Origin of the sequence: Methylocystis rosea (assembly GCF_003855495.1) — a bacterium.
GTDB lineage: Bacteria > Pseudomonadota > Alphaproteobacteria > Rhizobiales > Beijerinckiaceae > Methylocystis > Methylocystis rosea_A.
Map to the genome: position 1 here is coordinate 60,586 of NZ_CP034086.1, position 23,769 is coordinate 84,354.

The window sequence follows — 23,769 nt, forward strand, 5'->3', positions numbered from 1 at the left end:
CATCCGCCATCGCCATACTTGCGGCGGCGCAATCGCCCGGCTGCCTTTAACCTTCAGAAAAAGACTCCATGAGTAGCTTATCGTCTCAAATACGGGCTCCGGCTCTTACGGAACGTCTCGCTCGCTTGTTGCGCATTCTCCTTGTCGGCGTGGCGCTCGTCGTTGGCGCGACCGCCTTGCCGTCAATCAGCGCCGCCCGGGATAGGGTGGCCTTCTCGTCGTCCGTCGAGCCGGGCACGATTGTCATCGACGCGCGCCAACGCAAACTTTTTTTCGTTGAGGATGAAGGCGTCGCAATTCGCTATCCGATCGCCGTGCCAAAGAGCAGCGAGGAATGGTCTGGCTCCGCCACGATTATCGGTAAATACGTCAATCCCGACTGGGCTCCGCCATGGATTGTAAAACGCGACCATCCGGAATTGCCGGCCCTTATTCGCGGCGGTGCGCCGAACAATCCCATGGGCGCTCGCGCTCTTACCCTCAGCCGCTTCCAGGTGGCGATTCACGGGACGACCAAAAGGATGCGCGCATCGATCGGCTCCGCCGCCTCCTACGGCTGCATCCGCATGTTGAACGAGGACGTGATTGATCTGTTCGATCGCGTGAGCGTCGGCACGCCAGTAATCATGAGGCCATGATGGTCACGACCTCCGCAGTCGGGCATCGGACAGCGCGTCGTGATTGTGAACGCGCGAGAAGTCTTAGGAGCGGGGCGCGCCCAGCGTCCTTATCCCAACGAAGTCGCCCCCACTCGGTTTACCGCGAGGCCGATAGCTGTTGTGGCCTCGCGTCCAATTGCGGCGCAGGACAAGGCGCTTATTAGCAGGCCCACACCCAACCAGCGATGGGGTCCCACTGCCAGCACGAACTGCCGCCATACCCGTAGCCGGGATAGCCGTAGCCTGATGCGCCCGCGATTCCCGCGCCCAAAATGCCGGCCGCGGCGCCCGCGACGCCAGCCGCTGCGCCAACCGCGGCGCCCGGAATGCCGTAGCCTCGGCGATAATAACCGCGTCGATAACCCCGATAGTAAGCTTGTTCGAACGACGTCGTTAGTCCAACGCTCGCTGGACTCGCGGCGCTCATGGGGCCAGCCAAAACTTCCGCCGGTAGAGCCGCCAGCGCGGTCATCCCGCATAACGCGGCCAGGACAGATTTCACACTCTTACACATTTCGACCTCCCTTTCAGAAACACAGATTTTGAGAAACACAGAGTCGAGTCCGCCCCAACGCGGGCGCGCCGCGAGCTGCTTCTGCGTCGCAAGAGCATCAACTAGGCCTGAATGTGAAGTTGTCGAGGAGGTTCCTCGATCACGACCAACTTCGCGGCGCTTGGAGCGCCTCGGTGAAATCAGATTTCAATTGTGGCCCCTTTCGAAAACTTTCGCGACAGTAAAATCAGCGCCTTGAGCATGTGACCCTACGCGGCATTACAGCCGTGGATTTTGTCGCAAATTGATTTCGACTATATGGCCGTCATGTTGATGGTCGTGGTCTTGTTGTGCCTAGTAGGGCCGCTGCCTCATTGCGCGCGCCGACCGCAGTGCGGAAAGCGCCCAATGTGAATTCATGACGTGCCGCCGATACAATTTGCCGCATCGCTTCTCCGCGTTCGACGGAAATTCGCCGAAGTGAGCAATTATGTCGTTTTGACAAATGTCTGCGGAAAACCAGTGAGGCCCTCAATGCAATGGCGCAATTCTCCACGAGCCTACGGTGCAGCCGTCCAAATCGTTCATTGGTTTTCCGTGCTTCTTGTTGGCGTCGCATGGGTGCTCGGGACCGTGGGCGAAGACCTGCCAAATGGAAGAGCTCGTAATCTCGGAGAACTAATCCATGTTTCCGCGGGAGAGCTGATCGCCATTCTTTTGATCGTTCGCGTCGGCTGGCGTCTAATCAACGCGCCGCCGTCTCCAGAACCGACGCCGCTGGGGAGATTGGGCGATTTGGCCGCCAAAACCGTCCACCTTGCGCTCTACGCGCTGCTTGCGGCGGTTGTCGCCGTTGGCGTCGCGACGCAATTTGCCGATGGCGACGCGCTTTCCGTGCTTGGCGTTTTCGATATCGCATCGCCGTGGACGAAGAACAAAATGTTTGCGCATGACATGAAGGAAATCCATGAAACTCTAGCGAACGGACTTATCATCCTCGCCACGCTCCATGCTGGAGCGGCGTTCGTCCACCACTTCGTTTTTCGCGATCGCACTCTGAGACGTATGCTGCCAGCGGCCTGGTAACTTCGGCTTCGTGGCGGCCTGTCTGCGACCTGAGCGCGAATGCACTGCGGGCGATCCACCCGCTGAACAGGGCGTTTCAAAGGGAATTCCATCCAGGAAGTGGCTTAGCCCTTCGGGATTTTCGTTTAACTGATGCTGCTAGAGAAATGAAGGAGACCCGAGTAGCGGAAGCACCCGGGCTATGATCGCGCCCAAACAGACGAGCACCACGAGCAGCTTGAGTAGCTGTGCTAGCCGCGCATCGGGACAGAATTTATCGATCACCCAAAACAAGATCGCCCCAAGGACGACGATAATAAGGATTCCAATTATGAGCGTTAGCACCGCAGTCTCCCGGTAAATTTACGGCAATGTCCAAAACTCATTGCGCTTTCGTCGATTTTTGGTGACGCGCGCTAGGGTCAGCCCTCGGCTCTCGCCTAATGAAGAGCTTACCACAAAGCTGTTTCAAAATTTCGCATTTGGGTTGAGTTTTGGCAACAGGAATTCGTGAGACGCCGATGCGCCTCGGCAAAAGGGCTCAACTCGAAAGATCGGACGCGCTCACCATTTCGTTCCGTTCGACTTGCAGAACGGATATGCCAAGCGCTTGATCGGTCCGGCGCGAGTGGCGCTGGTCATTTAATTGCGTTCAACGCGCGGATCGCCTTGCGAAAAGCGCCGCTGATTATAACGAGGCGTGATGCATCGGAGACATGGTCCCTCATCCAATCCTTGGCGGGCCACTTTGTCAGTTCGCACGAATAGATCGCGGATGCGACACCTCCTCCCACTGACGTGGATTGGACACATCCCATCGTCGCACGGTCTCCTAGGCAACCGCGACGCCCCGTTCAGCAACAGATCTTCCACGTCGCGGAAGCTCAGGCACAGCTGAGTTCGGTCATCTTGGCCAATACGAGCGGGACGTCCGCAACGGTAGGTTTCGCCGCAATCGCTTCGGCGCAGTTCGAGGTCCCGGCATCGGCGCAGGATGGCGTCTGGCCTTCCCCCGTCACTGACGCGGGGATGTTTCCGGATCAGGCGACATAGGAAAAACTATCCTGAAAGTTGTCCCAACGCCTGGCGCTCCCGACCTAACGAGGGTGCCTGAAAGCTGACGCACGAAGATCGTTACGTAGTTCGAGCCATGCTGCCCAGGCGTGTTTCCTTGGCCCTGTGCCGGCATGCCGATCCCGTCGTCGGCTACCGTCAGCTCGACATCGTTCCCGATCCGTCGGACGGCAAGCGTGACCATTCCGACGCCGCCTGGGAAAGCGTGTTTGACGCATTCGTGCCCAGCTCGTTGACCAGCAGACCGAAGGGCACGGCGCGCTCGGAATCGATCTGAAGGGCTTCTGCCTCGACGGTTATTCGAATGCCGCCCGTGTCTCCCAGCACGCTCGCGGATAGGGTCGCGGCAATTTCCTTAAGATAGGTCCCCAGGGCGACGGTGCGGCCACCACTAGATTGGGATATGAGGTCGTAGAGCTGAGCGATGGCGATGACGCGGTCCTGCATGGCCTCGAAGCCGCGCACCCAAGGCGCCGGCGTCCGTCTGATCTCGGTGGTGATCAAGGAGGCGATGACCTGCAGGTTGTTCTTGACCCGGTGCGCAACCTCGTTCGCCAGCAGCTTTGCGTCGATTTCGCGTTGCTTGTGTGCGCAGATCTCGGTCCGCAACTGGACGTTCGCCAATTCTGTCGCCTCGATCAACTCATCCTGGCGAAGCGCCCCTAAGAGCAGGGCCTGGCTGATCGCATGCCTTGTCTCGTGAAGCGGCCCTGTTTCGTTCACCAGGATCATGACGCCCGCCGTCCGGCCGTCGGCCATAAGCGGCCACAAACTATAAGAGAATAAGAGAGGGCAAGGCGCCGCCAGTTCTTCTGCCGTGTAGCTTGCCGCCGCGCCGGTGCGAAAGACTCGATCCAGAAGCGCCAAACACTCGTCCGCCGGCGACAATCTGTCGAACGGTCTTCCAATTACCTCGTCCCGGGCCTTGTCGAACAATCGGCAAAAGGCTGAGTTGGCGTAGCGGACGATATGCGCCTCTCCGGAAAGCTCAGTCACCGCCCAGGGCGAATGGTCGAACGAACTCGAAAGGCTGCCGAGCAACGAAGCCGGGTCTGTGACCTTCGATGCCGACATCACTCGGAAGCCTTCGGCTCTGGTGGGCTTTCGTCTTTTTGCGGTCTGCGCGGCCCTGTACGTTCCGGGAGCCCGGTGCTTAACCGGCTGTAGTCTGTATTGCGCGGATTGATGACAGCCACCCCCTCGTCGCTAATAATATATTCCCGGATGTCCTTGCTGTGGTTTCCCCCGCGCATCTTGATGACGACGATCGTCTTTCGCAGCTGGCCGTCGATTTCAACATAGCGCAGCCGGATGATATCGTCGGTGAGGAACGACACCGCATAGTGGCTGAACTGAAGGGAGGTGAAGTTGTCCTCCACCTCGACCGTGCTGAGGATCGTGATCCCCGCGCCGGTAAGGGCGCAAATCATGCGGTACAGCGACTCCCGGAAGTCGGCTCGGAAGCTGGGCGCCAACGCCATCTCGAAGCCTACCAGGGAATCGATGACCACGCGCTGTGCGCCCACCCTTTTGATGGCGTCCAGGATCGCCAGCATCGTCTCGTCGACCGAGAGGTCGAGGGGACGAAGATACAGGATCTCGAGGGTTCCGGCTTCCTGCGCTGCCTTCAGCTTGAGGCCGAACGCGTCCGCCCGATGGACGTAGCCGTCGGGCCGCTCCTCGAAGATCGCCATCACGCCCGGCTCCCCGCAGCGGAGGCCCTCTCCGATGAACTGGGTCGCCAGCGCCGACTTACCCGTTCCCGACGGCCCCGCCACAAGGACGCTGTCGCCCGCCAAAACGCCGCCGCCAAGCATTTTGTCGAGCTCGGGAATTCCCACGGACAGCCGACTGCGCCGCTTGGGTCTCGCCCGGGCGGTTTCCAGTCCGAGCGTGCGCGAAAAGGCTTGGAGCCCTTCGTCGGTGATCCGGATGGTGTGCAAGCCAGGCACCGAGGCCTGACCACGCAACTTCAGGACCTGCAGCTTCCGCACTGTGGAATTCCGCTCCGTCACCTGTGAAAGCCACAGAATGCTGTCGACCATGGTGAACAGCGGGTTTTCACGGATCTCGTCCTGGATGTATTCCCCCACCAGAAAGGTCGTCACCTCCGAGTTCACCAGGAACTGGGACAAGTTGTGGATGAACGCCTGCACCTCCATCGCTCCCGCTTCGCCGGTCGCCCTTCGCGCGAGGCTGCGGAATGAATCGATCACCACGACGCGCGGGTTGGCCGCGGTGACCTGAGTCACGATCTCCCGCAACACAACGGCCAGATCGTTCTGCAGGGCGGCTTCGGACAGGTTGATGAACCGGAGGGCGTCGCCCACCTTGGATTCGTCGTAGAAAGAGAATTGCTGCTGGTAGCGCAACATCTTGATGCTCGGCTCGCCGAGCACTGTGAAATAGAGCGCCGGCCGGTCCGCGGTTGCGTTCGCGAACGCCAGTTGGTGAACCAGCGTGGTCTTGCCGCACCCCGGGGAGCCGCTAATCAGATTGAACGAGAACTCCGGGATGCCGCCCCCCAGGATATCGTCGAGTCCGCGTACGCCGGTCGGAAGCTTGTTAATCTTGACCTTAGGTGGCCTGCGCAGGCGCGCCTTCGGCTGGGCTGATTTGGCCATCTTACTCGACGTCCTCATTATTTGCCGTAACGCTGAAATCCGCGTCGTCAAACTCTAGCTGCGGCCATAGCTGATTAATCAGGCGTAAGGTCAGAGCCGGGCCGATGAAGGCCACGAGCAGACCGAATAATTGAGCCAGCAGGACGGCCTCGCCTTCGACGAAGTCCGCCGGGTCGACTGTCGTCGTGGCGACAGTCAGGCCTTCCAGCTCTCCATCCGCGACCACCCGCACCGTGGCTAGCCAGGAGACCTCGGCGGTGGCCAGCATCAGCGCGCGCGCAAGCAGCGCTTGAAAGCCGCCCCGACCCATCAGCATCGAAAAGTGCGGACGCAGCTTGTCGGTGGCTCGAAACGCCGTGGGACTGTCTAGCTCGGCAGACGTGTTCCCCGGCTTCTCGCAAGCAACCAACTGCCTAGCGATACTCCGCATTTGCAAAGAGGCTCGGTTCAATCGCACCCCTTCAAAATCACGCTTGCCGCGCTCAGTAGCTATTCCCCGCAGCTTGACCCGCGGAATTAATTGGAGCGGGGTGTTACCACATCCATGAGCCAATTAGCGAACTCGGCGGGGATTCCGAGATGTGAATCATATTTGGCGCACGGAAGGGTGCTGGCCAGGCTGACTGCGCTTCAGGACGGATTTCAACGTCGATATCTGTCGGGTGGCGGCAGGGCGCGACGTCTCTTAGCGCAATCACTTGATCAGCCGTGAGCCCGCCGTTCTTGGCGGCCCCGGCATGCCACGGGCCCATCGATCGCAAGAACAGCGTCCGCGACTTGCCCTTGTGACTGCTACACATCCGCTGGTCGCAACTTGGCGACGATTCTCCGGCTTGTGACGCCTGGTCGGCATTGCGATCATCGTCCCGTCACAAGTCGGCTAACGCATGCCGAGTTTGAAATATGCGGTTAGCGAACGCTCGGAGGGTTTTAGTGCCAGATGCTTCCTTAGCCCTCCACTCCACTCCCGGCCTCAGTGAAGCAGATGCGCAGGCCAGGCTGAAGAGCGAGGGGTACAACGAGCTGCCGCGGCCGCAACGGCGCACGCCGCTGCGAATCGTTCTCGAGGTCCTGCGCGAGCCGATGCTCGCGCTGCTCATCGGCGGCGGCGTGATCTACTTGTTGCTAGGGGATTTGAAGGAAGCATTAATTCTTCTCGTCTTCGCAACAATGTCGGTCGTGATCACGGCGGTGCAAGAGACCCGCACCGAGCGCGTCCTGGAAGCGCTACGCGATCTTACGAGTCCGCGCGCGCTGGTTATTCGTGACGGCGTACGTAAGAGAATCGCTGGGCGCGAAGTCGTGCGCGGCGATGTCGTCGTGCTCAGCGAAGGCGACCGGGTTCCCGCCGACGCGGCGCTCAGCGAATGCCAGGACCTCCAGATCGACGAATCGCTGTTGACGGGAGAGTCAGCGCCCGTTCGCAAGATCTCTCGCGCCGATGCGCCTCTCGGAAGCCGCCGGCCGGGGGGCGACGACCTGCCATATGTGTTTTCTGGCTCGCTGGTGGTGCGCGGAGCCGGAATCGGCGAGGTGATCGCGACCGGCGCACTTAGCGAAATCGGCAAAATTGGCCAATCGCTCAGCACGCTCGAAACGGAGCCGCCGCGTCTGTTGGCGCAGACACGGCGTCTTGTGGGGGTGTTTGCTCTCGCGGGAGGCGCCGTGAGCGTGTTGGCGGTGTTGCTCTACGGCCTGTTGCGCGGAGGATGGCTCGATGCGGTGCTCGCGGGCATCGCGCTCGGCATGTCGATGCTGCCCGAAGAGTTTCCCGTCGTGCTCACCGTATTCATGGCGATGGGAGCATGGCGGATTTCGCGGGCGCGCGTATTGACCCGTCGCGCCGCGGCCATCGAATCTCTGGGTTCGGCGACGGTCTTGTGCACGGATAAGACCGGCACCCTGACCGAGAACCAGATGTCGATTGCCGAACTACGCCTCAAGAACGGCGAGGCATTACGCGCCGGCCAGATATCCCGCTCAATGCCTGCGAGCTTCGATCATCTGGTCCAGTTCGGAATTCTTGCCAGCGCGCCTGATCCATTCGATCCGATGGAAAAAGCGTTTCACGATTTCGGCCGGAACCATTTGCCCAAGACCGGAACTCTGCTTGGTCCAGATTGGAAACTTTTGCAGACATACGGTCTTCGTTCCGATCTCCTTGCGATGTCACAGGTCTGGCAAAGCGACGCCACGCCGGAATTCGTTGTCGCGGCCAAAGGCGCGCCGGAAGCCATCGCTACCCTCTGCCGATTGAACGAGACGGAGTTTGCTGCAGTGAAGCGGTCCGTTGAGGGCATGGCTGCCGAGGGTCAGCGCGTTCTGGGAGTGGCCAACGCATCCTTCGCGCAGAAAGCATTGCCGGACTCGCAGCGAGACTTCACGTTCGAATTCTTGGGGCTCGTCGGACTCGCCGACCCGTTACGCTCAGCCGTTCCGGCCGCCGTGAGCGAGTGTCGGTCGGCAGGCATCAGAGTGGTCATGATCACGGGCGACTACCCAGCGACGGCGAAGGCAATCGCGCGCCAGGCGGGTCTAAATACCGACGACGTCGTGACAGGACAGACACTCGAAAGCGAAAGCGAGGCGCAGCTCGCGCGGCGCATGCGGACAGCGAGCATATTTGCGCGAATCATGCCGGATCAGAAGCTTCGAATCGTGAATGCGCTCAAAGCAAACGGTGAGATCGTCGCCATGACGGGAGACGGCGTGAATGATGCGCCCTCGCTCAAGGCCGCGCACATTGGCATTGCCATGGGCGGACGCGGAACGGACGTGGCGCGGGAGGCATCCTCAATCGTGCTTCTTGATGACGATTTCGGCTCGATCGTCAAGGCGATCCGGCTTGGCCGCAGAATCTACGACAATCTGCGCAAGGCGACGGGTTTCATCTTCGCGGTGCATGTGCCCATTGCGGGGTTGGCGATATTGCCTCTGTTGTTGGGCCTACCGATCCTATTTGGGCCGATGCACATCGCATTTCTGGAAATGGTGATCGACCCGGTCTGTTCGCTCGTCTTCGAAGCCGAGATCGAGGAAGACGATGTGATGCGCCGCCCGCCACGTCCCACTGACGAGCCTCTATTCTCCGGTCCCGTGATCGCGTGGGGCCTTATACAAGGAGCGTTCGCATTCGCGCTTGTCGCCGGCATTTTCCTCATTGCGCTGAAGCGGGGCATGCCAGAGACGGAAGTGCGCGCGTTAACTTTCTTCTCATTGGTCCTCGCGATCGTCGGCCTAATCTTTGTCAACCGCACCTTCAGCGCATCGCTGCTGACAGCCCTGCGTCGACCAAACACGGCGCTTGCGTGGGTGCTCCTTGCCGTCGTGGCGATGCTGAGTCTGACGCTCCTTTCGCCCCCCATTAGCGAACTCTTCCGCTTCGGGCCCCTACATCTGGACGACCTGTCAGTCACGCTCGGCGCCGGCGTGATCGTGTTGGTGCTGCTTGAAGCGCTCAAATACGTTTGGCGCGGCGCAGGACTTAACGGAGTTCGTTGGCTCCGTCGGATATTCGTACAAGGTCGCGTGAATGCGAGGGCCTCTGTCGGCTGGACGGCAGCCGCGGCGATGGCGATTTCACTTGGCTGGCTCCTTATCGCTTATGCGCCAAAGCTCATCACGCCGCGAGAGACTGGGTCGTCTCGAGTAGAGAGGATTGAAGCCTCGCCCGCGCAACAAGGCGCTCCCACTCCGTCCAAGGAAACGAAATCCGCCGTGGAGGAAGCCCAGCCAAGCGGCCGGGAACAGGAGACCAGCACGAGAACGGCGGCTGGCGGGCCTCCTAAACTTTTAAGCAGGAAGCTGCCCAGCGGTCTCATATTGAATGTTCCCAGCTCCGGCATGGAGGCAAATCTGCTCGCGTTTCTCGAGCGTGAAGCGAAGATAGAAGGAGTGACCTGGTTCGACTTCGACCGCCTCCAATTCGAGACGGGCAAAGCAAAACCGCGAGCCGCCTTTCAGGAGCAGTTGAGAAACATCGCCGAGATTCTGGCGGCCTATCCGAACGTCATAGCCACGATTGGCGGCTATACGGACAGCGTCGGCGCCCGGAGGGCAAACAGGAGACTGTCAAAAGCGCGCGCAGACTCGGTGATGCGCGAGTTGACGAATTTGGGCGTGGACGCTTCACGCCTCAACACGAAAGGTTATGGCGAAAGCCATCCGGTCGCAACCAATGACACTGAGCAGGGACGGACAAAAAATCGACGAATCTCGCTAGGCGTAACTCGAAAGTAGTGCATGCAAAGGAAAATGAACCCAGCAAGTTTGCGGGCTATGGTGCAAATTCAAACGAACGGTCGCAAAACCGCGCTTGGGCGTTCGACGGGGACAAGCCGCAATGATTTGTTCCAGAATTTTTTGCGCGGTTTTGCCGTCACTGGAAGCTTCTTGTGGCTCAACGGCGGCCGCTGGACCGTGATGATCTTGCCGAACCCTCGAACCGGTAGAAGACGCGAACCTTCCCGGAAGGATGTGTCATGCAGTAGTTGGCCACTTCTGGGAAGAGCCGGGCCATTTCCAGCTTCGTCGTCATAGACAGCTTCATCATGAGCGCACATGCGATGACGGAGTTGATCATTTGTCCTCTCTGCGCATCCGAGCGCACGCTCGGACTCCTTGGTCGAGCGGCGGAAGGAAGCCATGACGATGACGTTCATGAACCCTATAAGCCCAAGCTCTGTGAGAAAGCCGGGCTAAGTCAAGTCCAATCGACGACCCACTCAATTTTCTGGGAGCGATCTGCGCGGGTTGATTTAAAGAGTGTGCGCTTCGGCATGTTCTGAAAATACATAAGCCGCGTTATAAAGTCGGCATCGCTCAGTTGGAGCCGCTTTGGCGGCGTCCCGTTCACGAGCGCCACGAATAGTGTCGCAGCTTCGGCGCATCGGAGGCCTCTGATTTTTCCCGTAGTCAGGGAGGGGAGTGAGGCGAGACGGGTTCGCGTCCTCTGCCAGCGCTAACTCACTTTGCTGTCCTTCAGCAGGCCGACGAGCGGATTTGGCGCCGAGGGCGCGATCCGCCGCAGTGTATTTGTGTCGTGGTGGTTGAATGCTGGCGTGACGCCGCGCAGGGCGAGATCCGTTCGCGTCACATAGGTCCAGCTGCCATCGTCGTTGAAGGCGATGTCGATTCGGTAATAGTCGGTGCGAAACGCTTCTTCCAGGAAGGTCGTCGAGCAAATGCCGAAGCGACTATCGCCGCGCCGCGCCTCGACGGAAATGCGCGCGTCATCGGGTTTCGCCGTTCCACCCGCCAGCACGACTTGTCCTCGCGGAATCGCGATGGACTGCATAATCAGGCCCGTGGCCGGCTCCCAGAGCCAGTACCCAACCTGGTCGTGAAAGGTGATCGCCTCCTCCGGGGTGTTGATATGGATGTGATAGCGCAATCCATAGAGGAGTTGCGGCCCGTTCGTCTGCGGATCGATCGGATCCATCCGGATATGTTCCCGGTACGCGCGGGTTTCTGGACCTTCGGCCTTGGGATTGACGTCCACGCCTCGATCGGACTGCCACACGCCCGCCAAGCGGCGTAGCGGACCGAGATTAGCCAGCGTATCAGGGGAGAACTCAGGCTCGGTAAAAATATCTTCCGGAATGCTGCACACTTTTTGTGTCCCTTCTTGCTCATCTGAGCGCTTGTAATTGAGGAACGTGTGCGGCCCGATTTCAAGCGGCAAATTTACCCAATCTGCTGCCGACATTTGTCGCAGGGGCTTTGACTGAGACAGAGATCATCGAGTGCGCATAGACGCCGGCTTGGCGGGCCTTCGGACATGACCCGATCCGCACGCGTCAAGTGCGCCGGCGCACTGCGCGTTTCAACGAAACGCGCAATGATCCGAACGTTGCAAAAAACGCTTAGCATTTCGAAGTGATCGGGGCCGGCCGGTGGGGCCGGCCCTTTTTTGCGCCGCCTGCTCGGCCTTTTTGAGTGCAGCGCCTGGGTAAGCTGCTGTAATCACTCAAGCCGATGCGTTGCGTTGCGGTCGTATTTGCTCTCAAATCGCAACCCTCACGCATCAGATCGGATCTCCCGTATGTTGAAGGTTTTCTGCGCTCCCGCGAGATATGTTCAGGGCCGCGACGCGACGATGGCGCTCGCCTCCGAGCTGGCGCGGCTCGGCATTGCCGGAAAGGCGCTGATCATCGCGAGTCCGACCGCGCGCAAGGCGCTGGAGCCGGTTTGGAGCGAGACGTTCCAGGCCGCCGGACTCGACTATGCGATTCTCGATTTCGGCGGCGAATGCTCCTTTGCGGAGATTTCCCGCGGGAGCGAAGAGGCGCGCCGGGTCTCGGCCTCGTCGATCGTCGGCGCCGGCGGCGGCAAGACGTTGGACGCCGCCCGCGCCGTCGCCGCGGAACTTGAGCTTCCCGTCGCCTGCTGTCCAACGACGGCGTCGAGCGACGCGCCCTGCAGCGCGCTTTCGGTCGTCTACACCGAAGACGGGGTATTTGAGAAATGCCTCTTCTACCGGCGCAACCCCGATCTCGTGCTCGTCGACAGCACGGTCATCGCGCGCGCGCCGGTGCGCCTGCTGATCTCGGGCATGGGCGACGCGCTCGCCACTTTTTTCGAAGCGGACGCCACGATCCGCGCGCATCGCAACAACGTCGCCGGGGGTCTGAGCACGATCGCCGCGGCCGCCATCGCCGAGCTCTGTTACAAAACGCTCCTCAATGACGGGATAGCCGCCGTCGCTGCGGCGCGGGCAGGGGCGATCACGCCGGCGCTGGAACGCATCATCGAAGCCAACACGCTTCTCTCCGGCCTCGGGTTCGAGTCGGGCGGCCTTGCGGTGGCGCATTCGGTCCACAATGGGCTGACCGCCGCGCCGGAAACGCATGATCGGCTGCATGGCGAAAAGGTCGCTTTCGGCACGCTGGTGCAGCTCGCTCTGGAAGGACGGCCGCGTTCGACGGTCGATGAAGCGATGGGATTTTGCCTCTCGGTCGGTTTGCCTGTGACGCTTGCCGAACTCGGGCTTGTAAATCTGTCGCGCGACATGGCGCGGGCGATCGCCGAGCGCGCCGTCGCCGTCGGCGAGAGCGCGCATAATGAACCTTTCGAGGTGACCGCCGCGACTCTCATGGACGCGATTTATGCCGCCGACTCCATGGGCGTCGCCTTCAAGGCGCGCGCTTCATAGCAGGCAGGCCCCACCGCGCGACTATTCCGTCAAGGAAGAAAGAACGGCGTCGGCGGCGCGCAGGGCGAGCGCGGCGATGGTGAGCGTCGGGTTGGCGGTTCCGCCGGTCGGGAACACGGCGGCGCCAACCAGAAAAAGATTGCGGTGCGCGTGGGCGCGCAGGTCCTTGTCGACGACCGACGTCGCCGCGTCTTCGCCCATGCGCGCCGTGCCCATGATATGGCCGGCGCCTTGGGCGTCGTCCTTGTGCCAAAAGGCTTCCACGCCGATCTTCGCAAACATGTCTTCATGCAGATGTTTGGCGTTGGCTAGCGCGCGGACGGTGTAGCGGTCGAGTTGAAAGCAGATCGCTGGGCGCGGCAGGCCAGTCTTTTCGATTTGCGTCCGATCCAACGTCACCCTGTTGCTCGCCAGAGGGAGTTGCTCCGTCAATGCGGCCACGCGAATGTGCCGCGACGTCTGCTCCCTGAGCGCCGTGTCGAGCGCCTTTCCACGCAGGCCGCTGAGCGCCAGTTCGCGCGCGGTCGATTCAGGCGCTCCGGTCGGCCAATTCCACCCTTCATTGCCAAATTCGAACCGCAAAGCCGAATTTGCGCTACGGTCTTTCAGATCTCGAAAATTCTCGATCCCCGATGTCGCCCCAGGACCGCGATAGGGCCAGACGGGTTGGCGCGTGAGGGCCCAGCTCAGCTGGATCGGATGATCCATCAGATTTCGGCCGAGCTGGTCCGAGCGATTGGCGACGCCGCCAGGAAAGGATTCGGAGGCCGAGGCCAGCAGGAGTCGCGGTGTCTCGACGCCGTTGGCGGCGACGCAGACGACGCGCGCGAAAACGCGTCCGGTCGAGCCATCCGATCGTATGAACCTGACCGCTTCGACGCGCCCGTCCGGGCGGCATTCGATGAAATTGGCGCAGGTCTCCGTCAGCAGCCTCGCGCCGAGAGATTGGGCGCGCGCGACGTGAATGGTCGCGTCATATTTCGCTTGGATCGGACAGATGGGAATGCAGCTGGCGCTGCCGTGACAGGCCGGTCGGTCGCCGGACGCTTTCGAGAGGCGCGCCTGTGGAGTAGGGCGGACCTTATAGTCGGACTCCTGCAATGCGTCGCGCCATGCGCGATCAAGAAAACTCTGCGCGATCGGCGGAAACGGGTAGGGCGCTGAGCGTGGCGAGCCGAGATCGTCGTCATTGTCTCCGGCGACTTCGAGCTCCTGTTCCGCCTCGCAGTACCATGGCTCGAGATCGGCATAGGAGATCGGCCAGTCAACGGCGAGGCCGAAGCGCGATTTCAACTCGAAATCGGCGGGAACCAGCCGAACGGCGGTTCCCAGCCAGTGCCACGTCGTGCCGCCCACCTGTCGCAAATAGGTCGAACTGAAAGGATGAGGCCCTTTCTGCGCATAGAACGCATAGGGCTTGTCTGACTCCGGGTGCGGCGCGAACGCGACCTGCTCATAGGCCGACTCGGGGGTCTTGGGAAAAGCGCTCTGGAATCGTCTCACCGCGGCGGCGCGGTCGACGCGAGGCCCGGCCTCCATCATGATGACTGTCGCGCCTTTGCGCGCGACGCGAGAGGCGACCAACGCCCCGGCGACGCCAGAGCCTATGACCACTACGTCGGCGTGAAAAACCATGTGAGACGTCACTTCCCTATTGGCGTGAGCGCCCAGCCCGCGCCGTCATCCCAGGGAATGCCTCTTGGCCCGGCAAAGCCCATGGCGTCCCACATGAGCGCGCCCGTGTAATCGACGCAAATCATGCGTCCAGAGTCGACGGTTTGACCGGAATACCAGTCCGCCACAATTCTTCGCGCAAGGCCGTCCGAGTCTTTATCTTGTAGAGGGTCCATGCTGCGCAATGCGCCGCGATCGAGTCCAAGACTCTGCAGATAAATCCGAGCCGAATCGACTGGAAGACGCGTGCGTCCAGTGAGCTCGGCGCTGAGGCGTAGAAAGTTTTCGAGATCGGAAGTCTCCGCAACTGCAATGCAGGGCGTGAGCGCGCCGAGCGCGCAGCCGGTCAGAAGCGTCCGGCGCGAGACGTCACGATCTTTTGCGCGCATTTGCATTCCTGCTTCCTAAAATTTTTCGGGGCCTGGCCCGCTCTTTAGCGCTCCGATGCGACTTTCTCGTCGAACGCCTTGATTGCATTCTGCGACAGTGAAGACGTCAGCAAGTCGTCGAGAACAGACGGCGGCGCCGTGATATCGCGACTATATCGAAGTCCAATTTCAATGGTCTGTCGATCGGGAAAACTTGCTAGCAGCAAGGTCCGCTCGACGCTCTTGACGATCGCGGCGACGCTTTCGATCTGCTTCTCCCAATCTTTTTCATGCCGCATGAGCCTACCGAGATATACCGCGACGCCATCCGCGCCCGCCTCCATCGCGACATAGGCCTGCGCCGCCGTGAACACCGCCGTCGCCAGAGAGGCGCAGCCTATGTCTTTCAGCGCCCGGCAGCACGCGAGGCTCGGCGCCGTCGGCGCAAGTTTGATCCAGAGCTTTTTCTCGCGCGCGGCTTTCAGGTCGTCGACATAGCATGCCGCTTGCCTCAGCGCGTCGTCTGCGCTTCCAACCGCCTGAATCATCAGCTGCCGAATCGCGCCAATGTCGGCGGACATTGCGCAGAGCTTGCGGGCGGCGGCGACGTATTCATCCAACGACAAAGCTTCCGCGCCGGCGGCGCGGGCCATCAGCGCCGGATTGGTCGTGAACCCCTGCACGCCCGGAAATTTCAGCGCATTCAGGATAGCGTTTTGATCCGCCGTATCAACGAGCAGCATCGCATCTCACTTTGTTCTGGCCGGGGACGTGTTCACGCAGGCTTTTTCCTTGCGCTCAACACGACGCTTTTCGGATTGGCGAGAATTGCGTCCCAGAATTTTTGTCCGTAACGCTCAATTCCTTCCTTGGACACGGCGAACCGCGTCCATTCGGCGTCAACAAACCCCGCCTGCGCCAGCGCGTCCTCGTAAGCGCGACGGCTCCACTGGGTGAATTCGATCCAGAATTTTTCTTCGCCGACAAAGGTCATCCGCACGCGCAGGCGCATGGGGCCTTCCCCGATCTCCTCGAGAAAAAACCCATAAGGAAGCGTATCCTCGCGGCCGTTGACGAAGTCCGGATTGGGCACGACGGCGACCAATCTGCCGTCGGGAATCACATTCGCCGCTACAGACCTGAACATTTGCGCAAGCGTCTGCTCGTCCTCGGCGTAGTTGAACAGAAAGGCTGCGGTCGCGACGTCGAATGAACCAAAAACGGCCATCGTCGCGGCGTCGCCGACTTCGTAAACGATCCCCAGCGCGTTTTGGCTTTCTTCATGCCGCGCGGCTTCAATCATCGCGGGCGACAGATCCACGCCGAGCACATTCTTGGCCCCAAGTCTTTTGAGAAGCCGGGAATAATGGCCGGTCCCGCATGCGTAGTCGATGGCGCTCGCGCCTGAAAGATCGCCGAGAACCGATTGCACGGTTGGCGTTTCAAGGAAATTCGTATGGTCATCCTTCCGCGCTGCAGAATATTGCGTGCTGATTGTTCGATACTGGTCGATCATGCGCATGTCCCGGAAATTTGCTGCTAGATCACGCTGCATTTGGGCGGAATCGCCTAATGCAGATCACGTGATCGACTCGCAAAGTTTAGAGCGCGTTCTACGCGACAAACCGGTTCCCACTTTTTCGCGAGCCGCGCTCTAGGCTTTAAAATTGGAACTTATTCCTTCAGCTCGACAGTGGCCATGGGTTAGTCAACGAGGAGCGTTTTCTTCCGCGACGGCCTCTTAAGGCAATTTGGCGCGGCCTGCGCTTTCGAGCTGATCGCCTCGTGTTCCAACCCTATCTCTTAGGACGCTACTGCGTCGGCGACGCTGCCAGGCTCGCGCCAAGTGGGGAGATCGGTATGGAGAGAACCGAACAGTCAAACGCAACTGGCCTGCGATGCGCCGCCGCAGCGCGGCGGTGACGCCAGGTGGCGGTCGCCGGAAAAACTCTACTCGCCGGCTTCGGGGTCGCCCTCGTTCTAGCTTTGGCCGTCCTGTTCTTCGCTTGGTCTGGTCTCTACAACGTCGGGGCCAGCCAGCCGCATTGGGCGCTCACACGCTGGTTCCTGGAATTTGGTTTGCGGCGTTCCGTCGCCACGCACAGCGCCTCCATCACGCCGCCGACGCTCGATGATAAAAATCTGGTGATCCTCGGCGCCGGCCATTTCGACGGCGGCTGCGCGCCTTGCCACGGCGCCCCGGGGGGGCGCAGCGACCCGATCGTTGATCGCATGCTCCCAGAGCCGCCGGAACTCGGCCGCGCCGCATCCAACTGGTCGACAGAGCAGCTCTTCTGGATCGTCAAGCATGGTCTGAAATTCACTGGAATGCCGGCGTGGGTCGCGCAGCAACGCGACGATGAAGTGTGGTCTGTGGTCGCGTTCCTACGCGCCCTTCCGCAGATGAGCGCGAGCCAATATCGGCTGTTCGCCATCGGCAACCCGGAGCCGCGGCCGAATGACGGCGCTGAGATCGCCCGGAATGGCATGACGATGGAGGCGCTGACCCGATGCGTGCGTTGTCATCGCGGCGATGGGCAGCCCAGAAGCGCGCTCGTGCCCCGTCTTGCCGGACAGTCACAGGCCTATGTTGAACGCGCGCTGCGCGAATTCGCCAGCGGTTCGAGGCAGAGCGGAATCATGGAGCCGATCGCCGTGGCGCTGGACGGCGCCGCGATCACGGCGCTGAGCGCATACTACACCGGCGCGCCGAACCTCGCTCCAAGCGCGCCGCCGATAGCGTCGAACGCCGATCAGATTGCGCGCGGCAAAGAAATCGCGACAAAGGGAGTCGCGGAATCGGGCGTCCCGCCCTGTCTGGTTTGCCACGGCGGCAACAGGGCGCCGTCCTTTCCAAAGCTCGACGGCCAATACGCGCCCTATATCGTCGGTCAGATCGAAATCTGGAAACGCGGACTGCGCAGTAAGTCGGGATATGGAGCGATCATGGGGACGATCGCTTCGCGTCTGACCGACGCGCAGGCGCTAGACGTCGCCGCCTTTTTCGCCAGCATTGAGACGCCCGCCGAAAGGCCCGAACGGCCCATCCCACCGCCTCGTCGTGGAGGCCGCCGTGCGAGATAGACAGCGATCCTTGCGCATCGCGCGCGCCGCTCCAGCCTGCCTGCTGCTTGCGGGATGCGAGGGCGTTCAATCGACGCTCGCGCCGACCGGACCGCAGGCGCAACATATTGCGCAGCTCTTCTGGGTCATGGTCGCGGGAAGCGGCGCGATCATGCTGGTGGTCATTCTCGTGACGGCGATCGCGCTATTTGCGCCAGCGCGCCGCCGGGCGTTCCTCGCCCGCGACACTGTCGTGCTTGCTGGCGGACTGATCTTCCCCGTCGCCACGCTCTCCGCGCTCCTCGTCTATGGACTGGTTATGCTCGGCGCGGGGCCGGGAAAGTTGGCGGCGAGTCCGGTTAGAATAGAGGTGGCGGGCGAGCGCTGGTGGTGGCGCGTCGTCTATCGCGACGACGCCGGTTCCACGGTCGAGAGCGCCAACGAGCTGCGAATTCCGCTCGGCCGCGCGGTCAAGATCGAACTCACGAGCGACAATGTCATCCATAGTTTCTGGGCGCCGAAATTGGCCGGAAAGCTCGATATGATTCCCGGCCGCAAGACCGCGCTGACGCTAAGCGCCGAGCAAGCTGGCGTGAGCAGGGGCCAATGCGCGGAATATTGCGGCGGGGCGCATGCGCTGATGGCGTTCAACGTCGTGGCGATGCCGCAGAATGAATATGACGAATGGCGCTTACGGGAGTTTCAGCCTGCGCAGGAGCCCGCAACGCAGGTGACGCGAGAGGGCAAGGCGCTGTTTCTTTCGCACGGCTGCGGCGCGTGCCACGCAATCCGGGGGACGCCTGCGGCCGGCCGGCTCGGACCCGATCTTACGCATGTGGGCGGCAGGATCTCGATCGGCGCCGCGATCCTCACGACGGACGAAGCCTCCATCGCGCGATGGATCAAGCACAATCAAGACATCAAGCCCGGCAATCTGATGCCGGCCTTTGACATCTTCAGCGAAAGCGAGCTGCTCGCCCTGTCGCGCTATCTCGCGAGCCTGCGTTGAAGCTGCGTTGTCGTGTGGGCGCGCTGTTTACATGCCCTGGACGACAGGCTCGCCGGCGCTGAGCCAGGCGAGGATGCCGCCGCCAAAATGCGTGTTGGCGTCGCGACGTCCCAGGAGCCGCGCCTGCTCCATCGCCGACACCGAGCGCTTGCCGGAGCGGCAGTAGATGATCACTTGCTGGCCCTCGCCGGCGACCGGCAGTTGGCTCGGATCGAACTTTGACAGGGGATTGAACAGTGCGCCGGCGATGTGGCCCGCCGCATATTCGTCAGCCTCTCGCACGTCGACAAGCAAGACCCGCCCTGCTGCAAGGCCCGCTTTCAGCTCTTCGAGGCTGATGTCATTGAATGGACTACCTGTGCTCATGATGCTCAATCCTCCTATGCCAGCATGACATTCTCGGCGCCTCGCGCTTAGAAGTCCTGCGGCTGACGCGATGCTTGCGTCTGACGATGCGCTATCGGGCCTATACCACGGTTCGCGGCGCGCTCCAGGCGTTCCGTCGCCACCTTTATTGCAGACTCGAGCCGCTTTACGGGCGGGCGGCCCCATTCTAGAAATTCTCGCTGCCGACTGGAACACCGAAAAACCGTAGCATCTGACCGCCAAGAACGAAAAAAAGGGCGACGTCAAAAGCTCGACCGAGCGCCGCCGCACGCGACGGGCGTCGCCTTTGGAACGTTGCATATGCCGGGCGCTCTTGAGATTGCCGGAACCGAATCCTCTCCATTGCCGCTATGCACGGGATACACAGATCAATGAGCATGGAACGCCGCGCCTTTCTTCTCGGAGCGTCGACTCTCGCGGCAGGAGCAACGGCGTCCGCTTCGCCGACGCCAGGCGAAACGAGTTCGCCAGTCGCGGCGGACGACGGCGGCGGCTCACTGCTGCTGCCTGAGGGCGGTGAGAGCCGCTTTGCACGCGTCAATGGCGTCAAGCTGCATTATGTGCGCGTCGGCGTCGGCCCTAACGTGGTCTTGCTTCACGGTTGGCCGCAGACTTGGTTCGCTTGGCGCAACACGATGGAGCGCCTCTGCTCGCGGTTTACGCTGATCGCTCCCGATCTGCGCGGCCTCGGCCTGTCCGAACGCACCGCCGCGGGATATGACAAGCAAACCATCGCGGGCGACGTTCGCGCCCTCATCGACGAGGCGGCCGGAGGGCGCGCCCATGTCATTGGCCACGATATGGGCGGCAAAGCCGCCTTCATGCTCGCCCATCTTCACCCTGAGCATGTCGAAAAGCTCGTTCTGGTGGATTGCCTAGTTCCGGGCACCGAGAACATGGACTCGTTGCGCGGCGGCGCTTGGCACTACGGATTTCACATGGCGCCCGAGTTTCCGGAAATGCTGACCAAGGGCCGCGAGCGCGATTATATCGCGGCGCAGATCCGCGCCTGGTCCCACAAGAAGGACGCGGTCCCAGACGCCGGGATCGCGGAGTTCGCCAAACATTACGCCTCAGAGGGCGGCATGACGGCGGGATTCAACTATTACCGGGCGCTCAAAGATGACGCTGCCGCCGCCGCATCCTCGAAGGGCCGCAAGCTCGACATGCCAGTGTTGGCGATCGCAGGGCGACACGGCGTGGGCGAAAGACTCGCGGACGCGCTCCGACCCCAGGCGATGAATTTGAGGTCTGTGATCGTGGACGACAGCGGCCACTTCGTCGCCGACGAAGCGCCCGAACTCTTTTGCGCGCAAGTCGAGGGATTCCTGTCCGCCTGAGGCCTGCGGGATATTCCGAACGCGCAGACGCGCTCCTCTCGACAGGTTTAACCCGTGTTCCGCAAGCCCGCCGCAATGCCGTTGATCGACATCAAGATCCCTTCGCGAATGTCGTCGCCGCGCTCGCCTGCGCGATGGCGGCGGATCAATTCGACCTGCAGATAGTTCAGCGGCGCGATATAGGGGAAGCGGTGCCTCAGCGAGCGTGCGAGCGTTGGATTGTCAGCGAGCCGCTCCTTGGAGCCGAGAAGTTTTTCGAGCGCGTCATTCGCGCGCGCATGCTCCGCCTCGATCATGCCGAAAATGCGCGCGGCAAGCGCCTTGTCCTCGACAAGTCCGGCGTAATGATGCGCGATCGACATGTCGGTCTTGGACAGGATCATGTCGATGTTTGACAGCAGCGCGCGAAAGAACGGCCATTCTTCGCTCATCCGGCGCAGCAGCGCGAGCCGCGCCTTCTCGTCCTCTTCGATGAAATGCGCGATCGCCGAACCAAAGCCGTACCAGCCCGGCAGCGCGACGCGCGCCTGCGCCCAGGAGAAGCTCCACGGAATCGCGCGCAGATCCTCGATGCGGCGCGACGGTTTGCGCGAGGCCGGACGCGAGCCGATGTTGAGCGAGGCGATTTCCGAAATCGGCGTCGACGAAAAGAAGAAATCGACGAAGCCTTCGGTCCCGTAGACCAGACCCCGATAGGCTGCCATGCCGGCCTGCGATAGTTTTTCGGCCGCTTCCAGGAACTCCGGCGCCGGAGTCTTGTGCGCGGAGAGCAGCGTCGCTTCCAGCGTCGCCGCGACGAGCAGTTCCAGATTGACGTGGCCGATCTGCGGATTGGCGTATTTCGCCGCAATGACTTCGCCCTGCTCGGTCAGACGGATCTGCCCGTTCACCGTGCCGGGCGGCTGCGCGAGAATGGCGTCATAGCTCGGTCCGCCGCCGCGCCCGACGGTGCCGCCGCGTCCGTGGAAAAGCCGCAGGGCGACGTTGGGCAGCGAGCCGAAAAACTCCGCAAGCGCGGTCGAGGCGCGGTAGAGCTCCCAGATGCTCGTTAGGATGCCGCCGTCCTTGTTGGAGTCAGAGTAGCCGAGCATGACGTCCTGCTGCCCGCCGGAATTGACGACGAGCTTGAGGATGCCGGGCAGAGCGTAAAACTCCTGCATGATCGGCGCGGCGTTGCGCAGATCCTCGATGGTTTCAAAGAGCGGCACGATGATGAGATCGGCGACGACGGCCTGTGTGTCGCGCGGATCGAGCGTGCCCCGCATCAGGCCGCATTCTTTTTGCAGCAGCAGAACTTCTAGGAGGTCGCTGACTGTTTCGGTGTGGCTGATGATGTAATGGCGGATCGCCTCGTCGCCGTAGAGCCGGCGCATCTCCCGCGCACGCTCCATGATGGTCAATTCGCTCGTGGCGCGGTCGCTGTATGTCGCGCCCGGCAGGCGCACCGGCCGCGGATCGCTGAGCAGCTTCAGCAGCAGCAGCCGCTTTTCGGCTTCCGGGAGCGCGGCGTAATCGTCGACGACGCGGGCGACGCCGAGAAGCTCGGCGATGGTCTCTTCGTGCCGGTCGGAGCTTTGCCGCAAATCGAGCGTCGCAAGGTGAAAGCCGAAGACTTCGACGGCGCGGATCAGCGGCTCGAGCCGCTGCGTGGCGATGACCTCGCTGTGATGCACGCGCAGCGATTCATCGATGGTAACGAGATCGGCGAGCAGCGCCCATGAATTGGCGTAGGGCTCGCCCGGCGCCACGGCGTGGCGCGCCGCCTGGCCGCCGGTCAGCTTCTCCAGTGTGCCGGCGAGGCGCGAATAGACGCCGATGAGGGCGCGGCGATAGGGCTCGTCGTCACGATGCGGATTGTCGTCGCCCGAGCGCGCCGCCAGCGCTTCGAGCGCCTTGCTGCAGCCGGCGTAACGCCGCGAGATTGAAAGCTCGGCGCCAAGCTCATGCACTTCGACGAGATAGAAGCGCAGCGCCGTTTCGCATTGCATGCGCATGGCTGTGGAGAGCGAGTCCGCCGTGACGTTCGGATTGCCGTCGCGGTCGCCGCCGACCCAGGCGCCCATGCGCAGGAAGGGCGGCACCCGCAGTCCTTCGAGACGCTGTTCGATGTCGGCGTAAAGGCGCGGGATCTCGCGCAAGAAGGTGCTGCGATAATAGCTCAGCGTATTCTCGATTTCGTCGCGCACGGTCAAGCGCGAATGACGCAACAGTTCGGTCTGCCAGAGCTGCGAGACGCGGGCGCGAAGCTGCATCTCGTTTTGCGCGCGCTCGGCCTTGCCGCGCATATGTTCGCGCGCGGCGAGCAGTTTGAAGATTGCGTGTTCGGCGTCGAGCAGGCTCTTGCGGCGCACTTCCGTGGGATGCGCGGTCAGCACCGGCGAAATCCAGCCGCGCGCCAGCGCCTGGGCGATCTTGCCGGCGCCGACGGCGGCCTTGCGCAGACGCGCGAAGGTAGTGGCGAGGCTCGGCGCGCCGGTGAAGGCGCCGCTCGCCTGGGCGCGAGCGCGCTGCTGCAGCGGATGCAGGTCTTCGGCGATATTGGCAAGATGCGAGAAATAGCTGAAGGCGCGGATCACGGTGCGCGCCTCTTCCGCCGTCAGCGCGCGCAGCAACGCGTCGAGATTCCTGTCGGCTTCGGCGTCCCCGTTGCGGCTGGCGGCGACGGAGAGCCGCCGGATCGTCTCGATGCGCTCGAACGCCGTGGGGCCCTCATGTTCGCGAACGGCGTCGCCGAGCAAGCGCCCGAGAAGGCGAATGTCGTCAATGAGGGATTCGTCGCCCTTCAAGGCTTCGGGATCGGCGCCCGCCGCCGGAGCGGTCGTAACGAGCTTTTCCTGCGCCTGCGCTTCAAGCTGCATAC

The 23,769-nt window shown here is 61.8% G+C and carries 19 protein-coding genes and 2 pseudogenes; 8 read left to right on the forward strand and 13 right to left on the reverse strand.

Annotated elements, in window-relative coordinates; genetic code table 11:
• The first annotated feature begins 125 nt into the window (after window positions 1-125).
• On the forward strand, window positions 126-638 hold the full coding sequence (locus tag EHO51_RS00245; RefSeq protein ID WP_109025833.1) for a L,D-transpeptidase: 513 nt from the start codon (window positions 126-128) through the stop codon (window positions 636-638).
• A gap of 181 nt (window positions 639-819) precedes the next feature.
• Here the strand turns inward: EHO51_RS00245 and EHO51_RS00250 are convergent, their stop codons facing one another.
• A complete protein-coding gene (locus tag EHO51_RS00250) occupies window positions 820-1,086 on the reverse strand; it encodes a hypothetical protein (RefSeq protein WP_245434674.1) in 267 nt (88 codons plus the stop codon).
• Window positions 1,087-1,686: 600 nt separating this feature from the next.
• Here EHO51_RS00250 and EHO51_RS00255 point away from each other — a divergent pair.
• The gene (locus EHO51_RS00255; protein ID WP_124737207.1) at window positions 1,687-2,238 is read left to right on the forward strand and encodes a cytochrome b; all 552 of its coding nucleotides are present in this window, start codon (window positions 1,687-1,689) and stop codon (window positions 2,236-2,238) included.
• 994 nt (window positions 2,239-3,232) lie between these two features.
• Here the strand turns inward: EHO51_RS00255 and EHO51_RS21365 are convergent.
• The 4 genes from EHO51_RS21365 to EHO51_RS00270 are packed head-to-tail and all read right to left on the reverse strand — an operon-like array spanning window position 3,233 to window position 6,231.
• Window positions 3,233-3,475, reverse strand: a complete 243-nt coding sequence (locus EHO51_RS21365) for an ATP-binding protein (RefSeq protein WP_432431917.1) — start codon at window positions 3,473-3,475, stop codon at window positions 3,233-3,235.
• On the reverse strand, window positions 3,430-4,332 hold the full coding sequence (locus EHO51_RS00260) for a PAS domain-containing sensor histidine kinase (RefSeq protein WP_164479311.1): 903 nt from the start codon (window positions 4,330-4,332) through the stop codon (window positions 3,430-3,432). Before EHO51_RS00260 ends, EHO51_RS21365 begins: the two co-directional genes overlap by 46 nt.
• 32 nt (window positions 4,333-4,364) lie before the next feature.
• Complete coding sequence (locus EHO51_RS00265) at window positions 4,365-5,915, reverse strand: ATPase domain-containing protein (RefSeq protein WP_205788983.1); 1,551 nt, start codon at window positions 5,913-5,915, stop codon at window positions 4,365-4,367.
• Between the two features lies 1 nt (window position 5,916).
• Window positions 5,917-6,231, reverse strand: coding sequence for a hypothetical protein (locus EHO51_RS00270; RefSeq protein WP_124737210.1), 315 nt, complete (start codon window positions 6,229-6,231; stop codon window positions 5,917-5,919).
• A 617-nt stretch (window positions 6,232-6,848) separates the two neighbouring features.
• On the opposite strand from EHO51_RS00270, the pseudogene EHO51_RS00275 reads away from it, so the two are divergent.
• Together EHO51_RS00275 and EHO51_RS21300 are read left to right on the forward strand one after the other, a co-directional pair.
• Window positions 6,849-9,389: pseudogene (locus EHO51_RS00275) on the forward strand (cation-translocating P-type ATPase); the annotation flags it as partial.
• A 510-nt stretch (window positions 9,390-9,899) separates the two neighbouring features.
• Window positions 9,900-10,154: pseudogene (locus tag EHO51_RS21300) on the forward strand (OmpA family protein); the annotation flags it as partial.
• A 50-nt stretch (window positions 10,155-10,204) separates the two neighbouring features.
• Here EHO51_RS21300 and EHO51_RS00280 read toward each other — a convergent pair.
• Window positions 10,205-10,576, reverse strand: coding sequence for a hypothetical protein (locus EHO51_RS00280; RefSeq protein ID WP_124737212.1), 372 nt, complete (start codon window positions 10,574-10,576; stop codon window positions 10,205-10,207).
• A 299-nt stretch (window positions 10,577-10,875) separates the two neighbouring features.
• Window positions 10,876-11,526, reverse strand: coding sequence for an FABP family protein (locus tag EHO51_RS00285; protein ID WP_124739974.1), 651 nt, complete (start codon window positions 11,524-11,526; stop codon window positions 10,876-10,878).
• 432 nt (window positions 11,527-11,958) lie between these two features.
• Between EHO51_RS00285 and EHO51_RS00290 the strand changes: the two genes are divergently transcribed.
• Window positions 11,959-13,068: a glycerol dehydrogenase gene (locus EHO51_RS00290; RefSeq protein WP_124737213.1), complete on the forward strand. Its 1,110-nt coding sequence runs from the start codon at window positions 11,959-11,961 to the stop codon at window positions 13,066-13,068.
• Window positions 13,069-13,089: 21 nt separating this feature from the next.
• Here EHO51_RS00290 and EHO51_RS00295 read toward each other — a convergent pair whose 3' ends face one another.
• From EHO51_RS00295 to EHO51_RS00310, 4 genes are read right to left on the reverse strand one after another with little or no spacing between them, the layout of a single operon-like run.
• Complete coding sequence (locus EHO51_RS00295) at window positions 13,090-14,703, reverse strand: GMC family oxidoreductase (protein WP_124737214.1); 1,614 nt, start codon at window positions 14,701-14,703, stop codon at window positions 13,090-13,092.
• 8 nt (window positions 14,704-14,711) lie between these two features.
• On the reverse strand, window positions 14,712-15,131 hold the full coding sequence (locus EHO51_RS00300; RefSeq protein WP_245434675.1) for a sorbitol dehydrogenase family protein: 420 nt from the start codon (window positions 15,129-15,131) through the stop codon (window positions 14,712-14,714).
• A 44-nt stretch (window positions 15,132-15,175) separates the two neighbouring features.
• On the reverse strand, window positions 15,176-15,853 hold the full coding sequence (locus EHO51_RS00305) for a transaldolase family protein (RefSeq protein WP_124737216.1): 678 nt from the start codon (window positions 15,851-15,853) through the stop codon (window positions 15,176-15,178).
• Between the two features lie 32 nt (window positions 15,854-15,885).
• Window positions 15,886-16,665: a class I SAM-dependent methyltransferase gene (locus tag EHO51_RS00310; RefSeq protein ID WP_245434676.1), complete on the reverse strand. Its 780-nt coding sequence runs from the start codon at window positions 16,663-16,665 to the stop codon at window positions 15,886-15,888.
• 374 nt (window positions 16,666-17,039) lie between these two features.
• Here EHO51_RS00310 and EHO51_RS00315 point away from each other — a divergent pair, with 374 nt between their 5' ends.
• Window positions 17,040-18,194, forward strand: a complete 1,155-nt coding sequence (locus EHO51_RS00315; protein WP_164479312.1) for a c-type cytochrome — start codon at window positions 17,040-17,042, stop codon at window positions 18,192-18,194.
• Window positions 18,195-18,204: 10 nt separating this feature from the next.
• Window positions 18,205-19,182, forward strand: a complete 978-nt coding sequence (gene coxB / locus EHO51_RS00320; protein WP_164479434.1) for a cytochrome c oxidase subunit II — start codon at window positions 18,205-18,207, stop codon at window positions 19,180-19,182.
• Between the two features lie 27 nt (window positions 19,183-19,209).
• On the opposite strand, the gene EHO51_RS00325 is transcribed toward coxB, so the two are convergent.
• Complete coding sequence (locus EHO51_RS00325) at window positions 19,210-19,548, reverse strand: rhodanese-like domain-containing protein (protein WP_124737218.1); 339 nt, start codon at window positions 19,546-19,548, stop codon at window positions 19,210-19,212.
• A 392-nt stretch (window positions 19,549-19,940) separates the two neighbouring features.
• On the opposite strand from EHO51_RS00325, the gene EHO51_RS00330 reads away from it, so the two are divergent.
• Window positions 19,941-20,909 (forward strand): alpha/beta fold hydrolase, encoded by a 969-nt coding sequence (locus EHO51_RS00330; protein WP_124737219.1) that lies wholly within the window; start codon window positions 19,941-19,943, stop codon window positions 20,907-20,909.
• A 47-nt stretch (window positions 20,910-20,956) separates the two neighbouring features.
• On the opposite strand, the gene ppc is transcribed toward EHO51_RS00330, so the two are convergent.
• Complete coding sequence (ppc, locus tag EHO51_RS00335; RefSeq protein ID WP_124737220.1) at window positions 20,957-23,767, reverse strand: phosphoenolpyruvate carboxylase; 2,811 nt, start codon at window positions 23,765-23,767, stop codon at window positions 20,957-20,959.
• Between the last annotated feature and the right edge of the window lie 2 nt (window positions 23,768-23,769).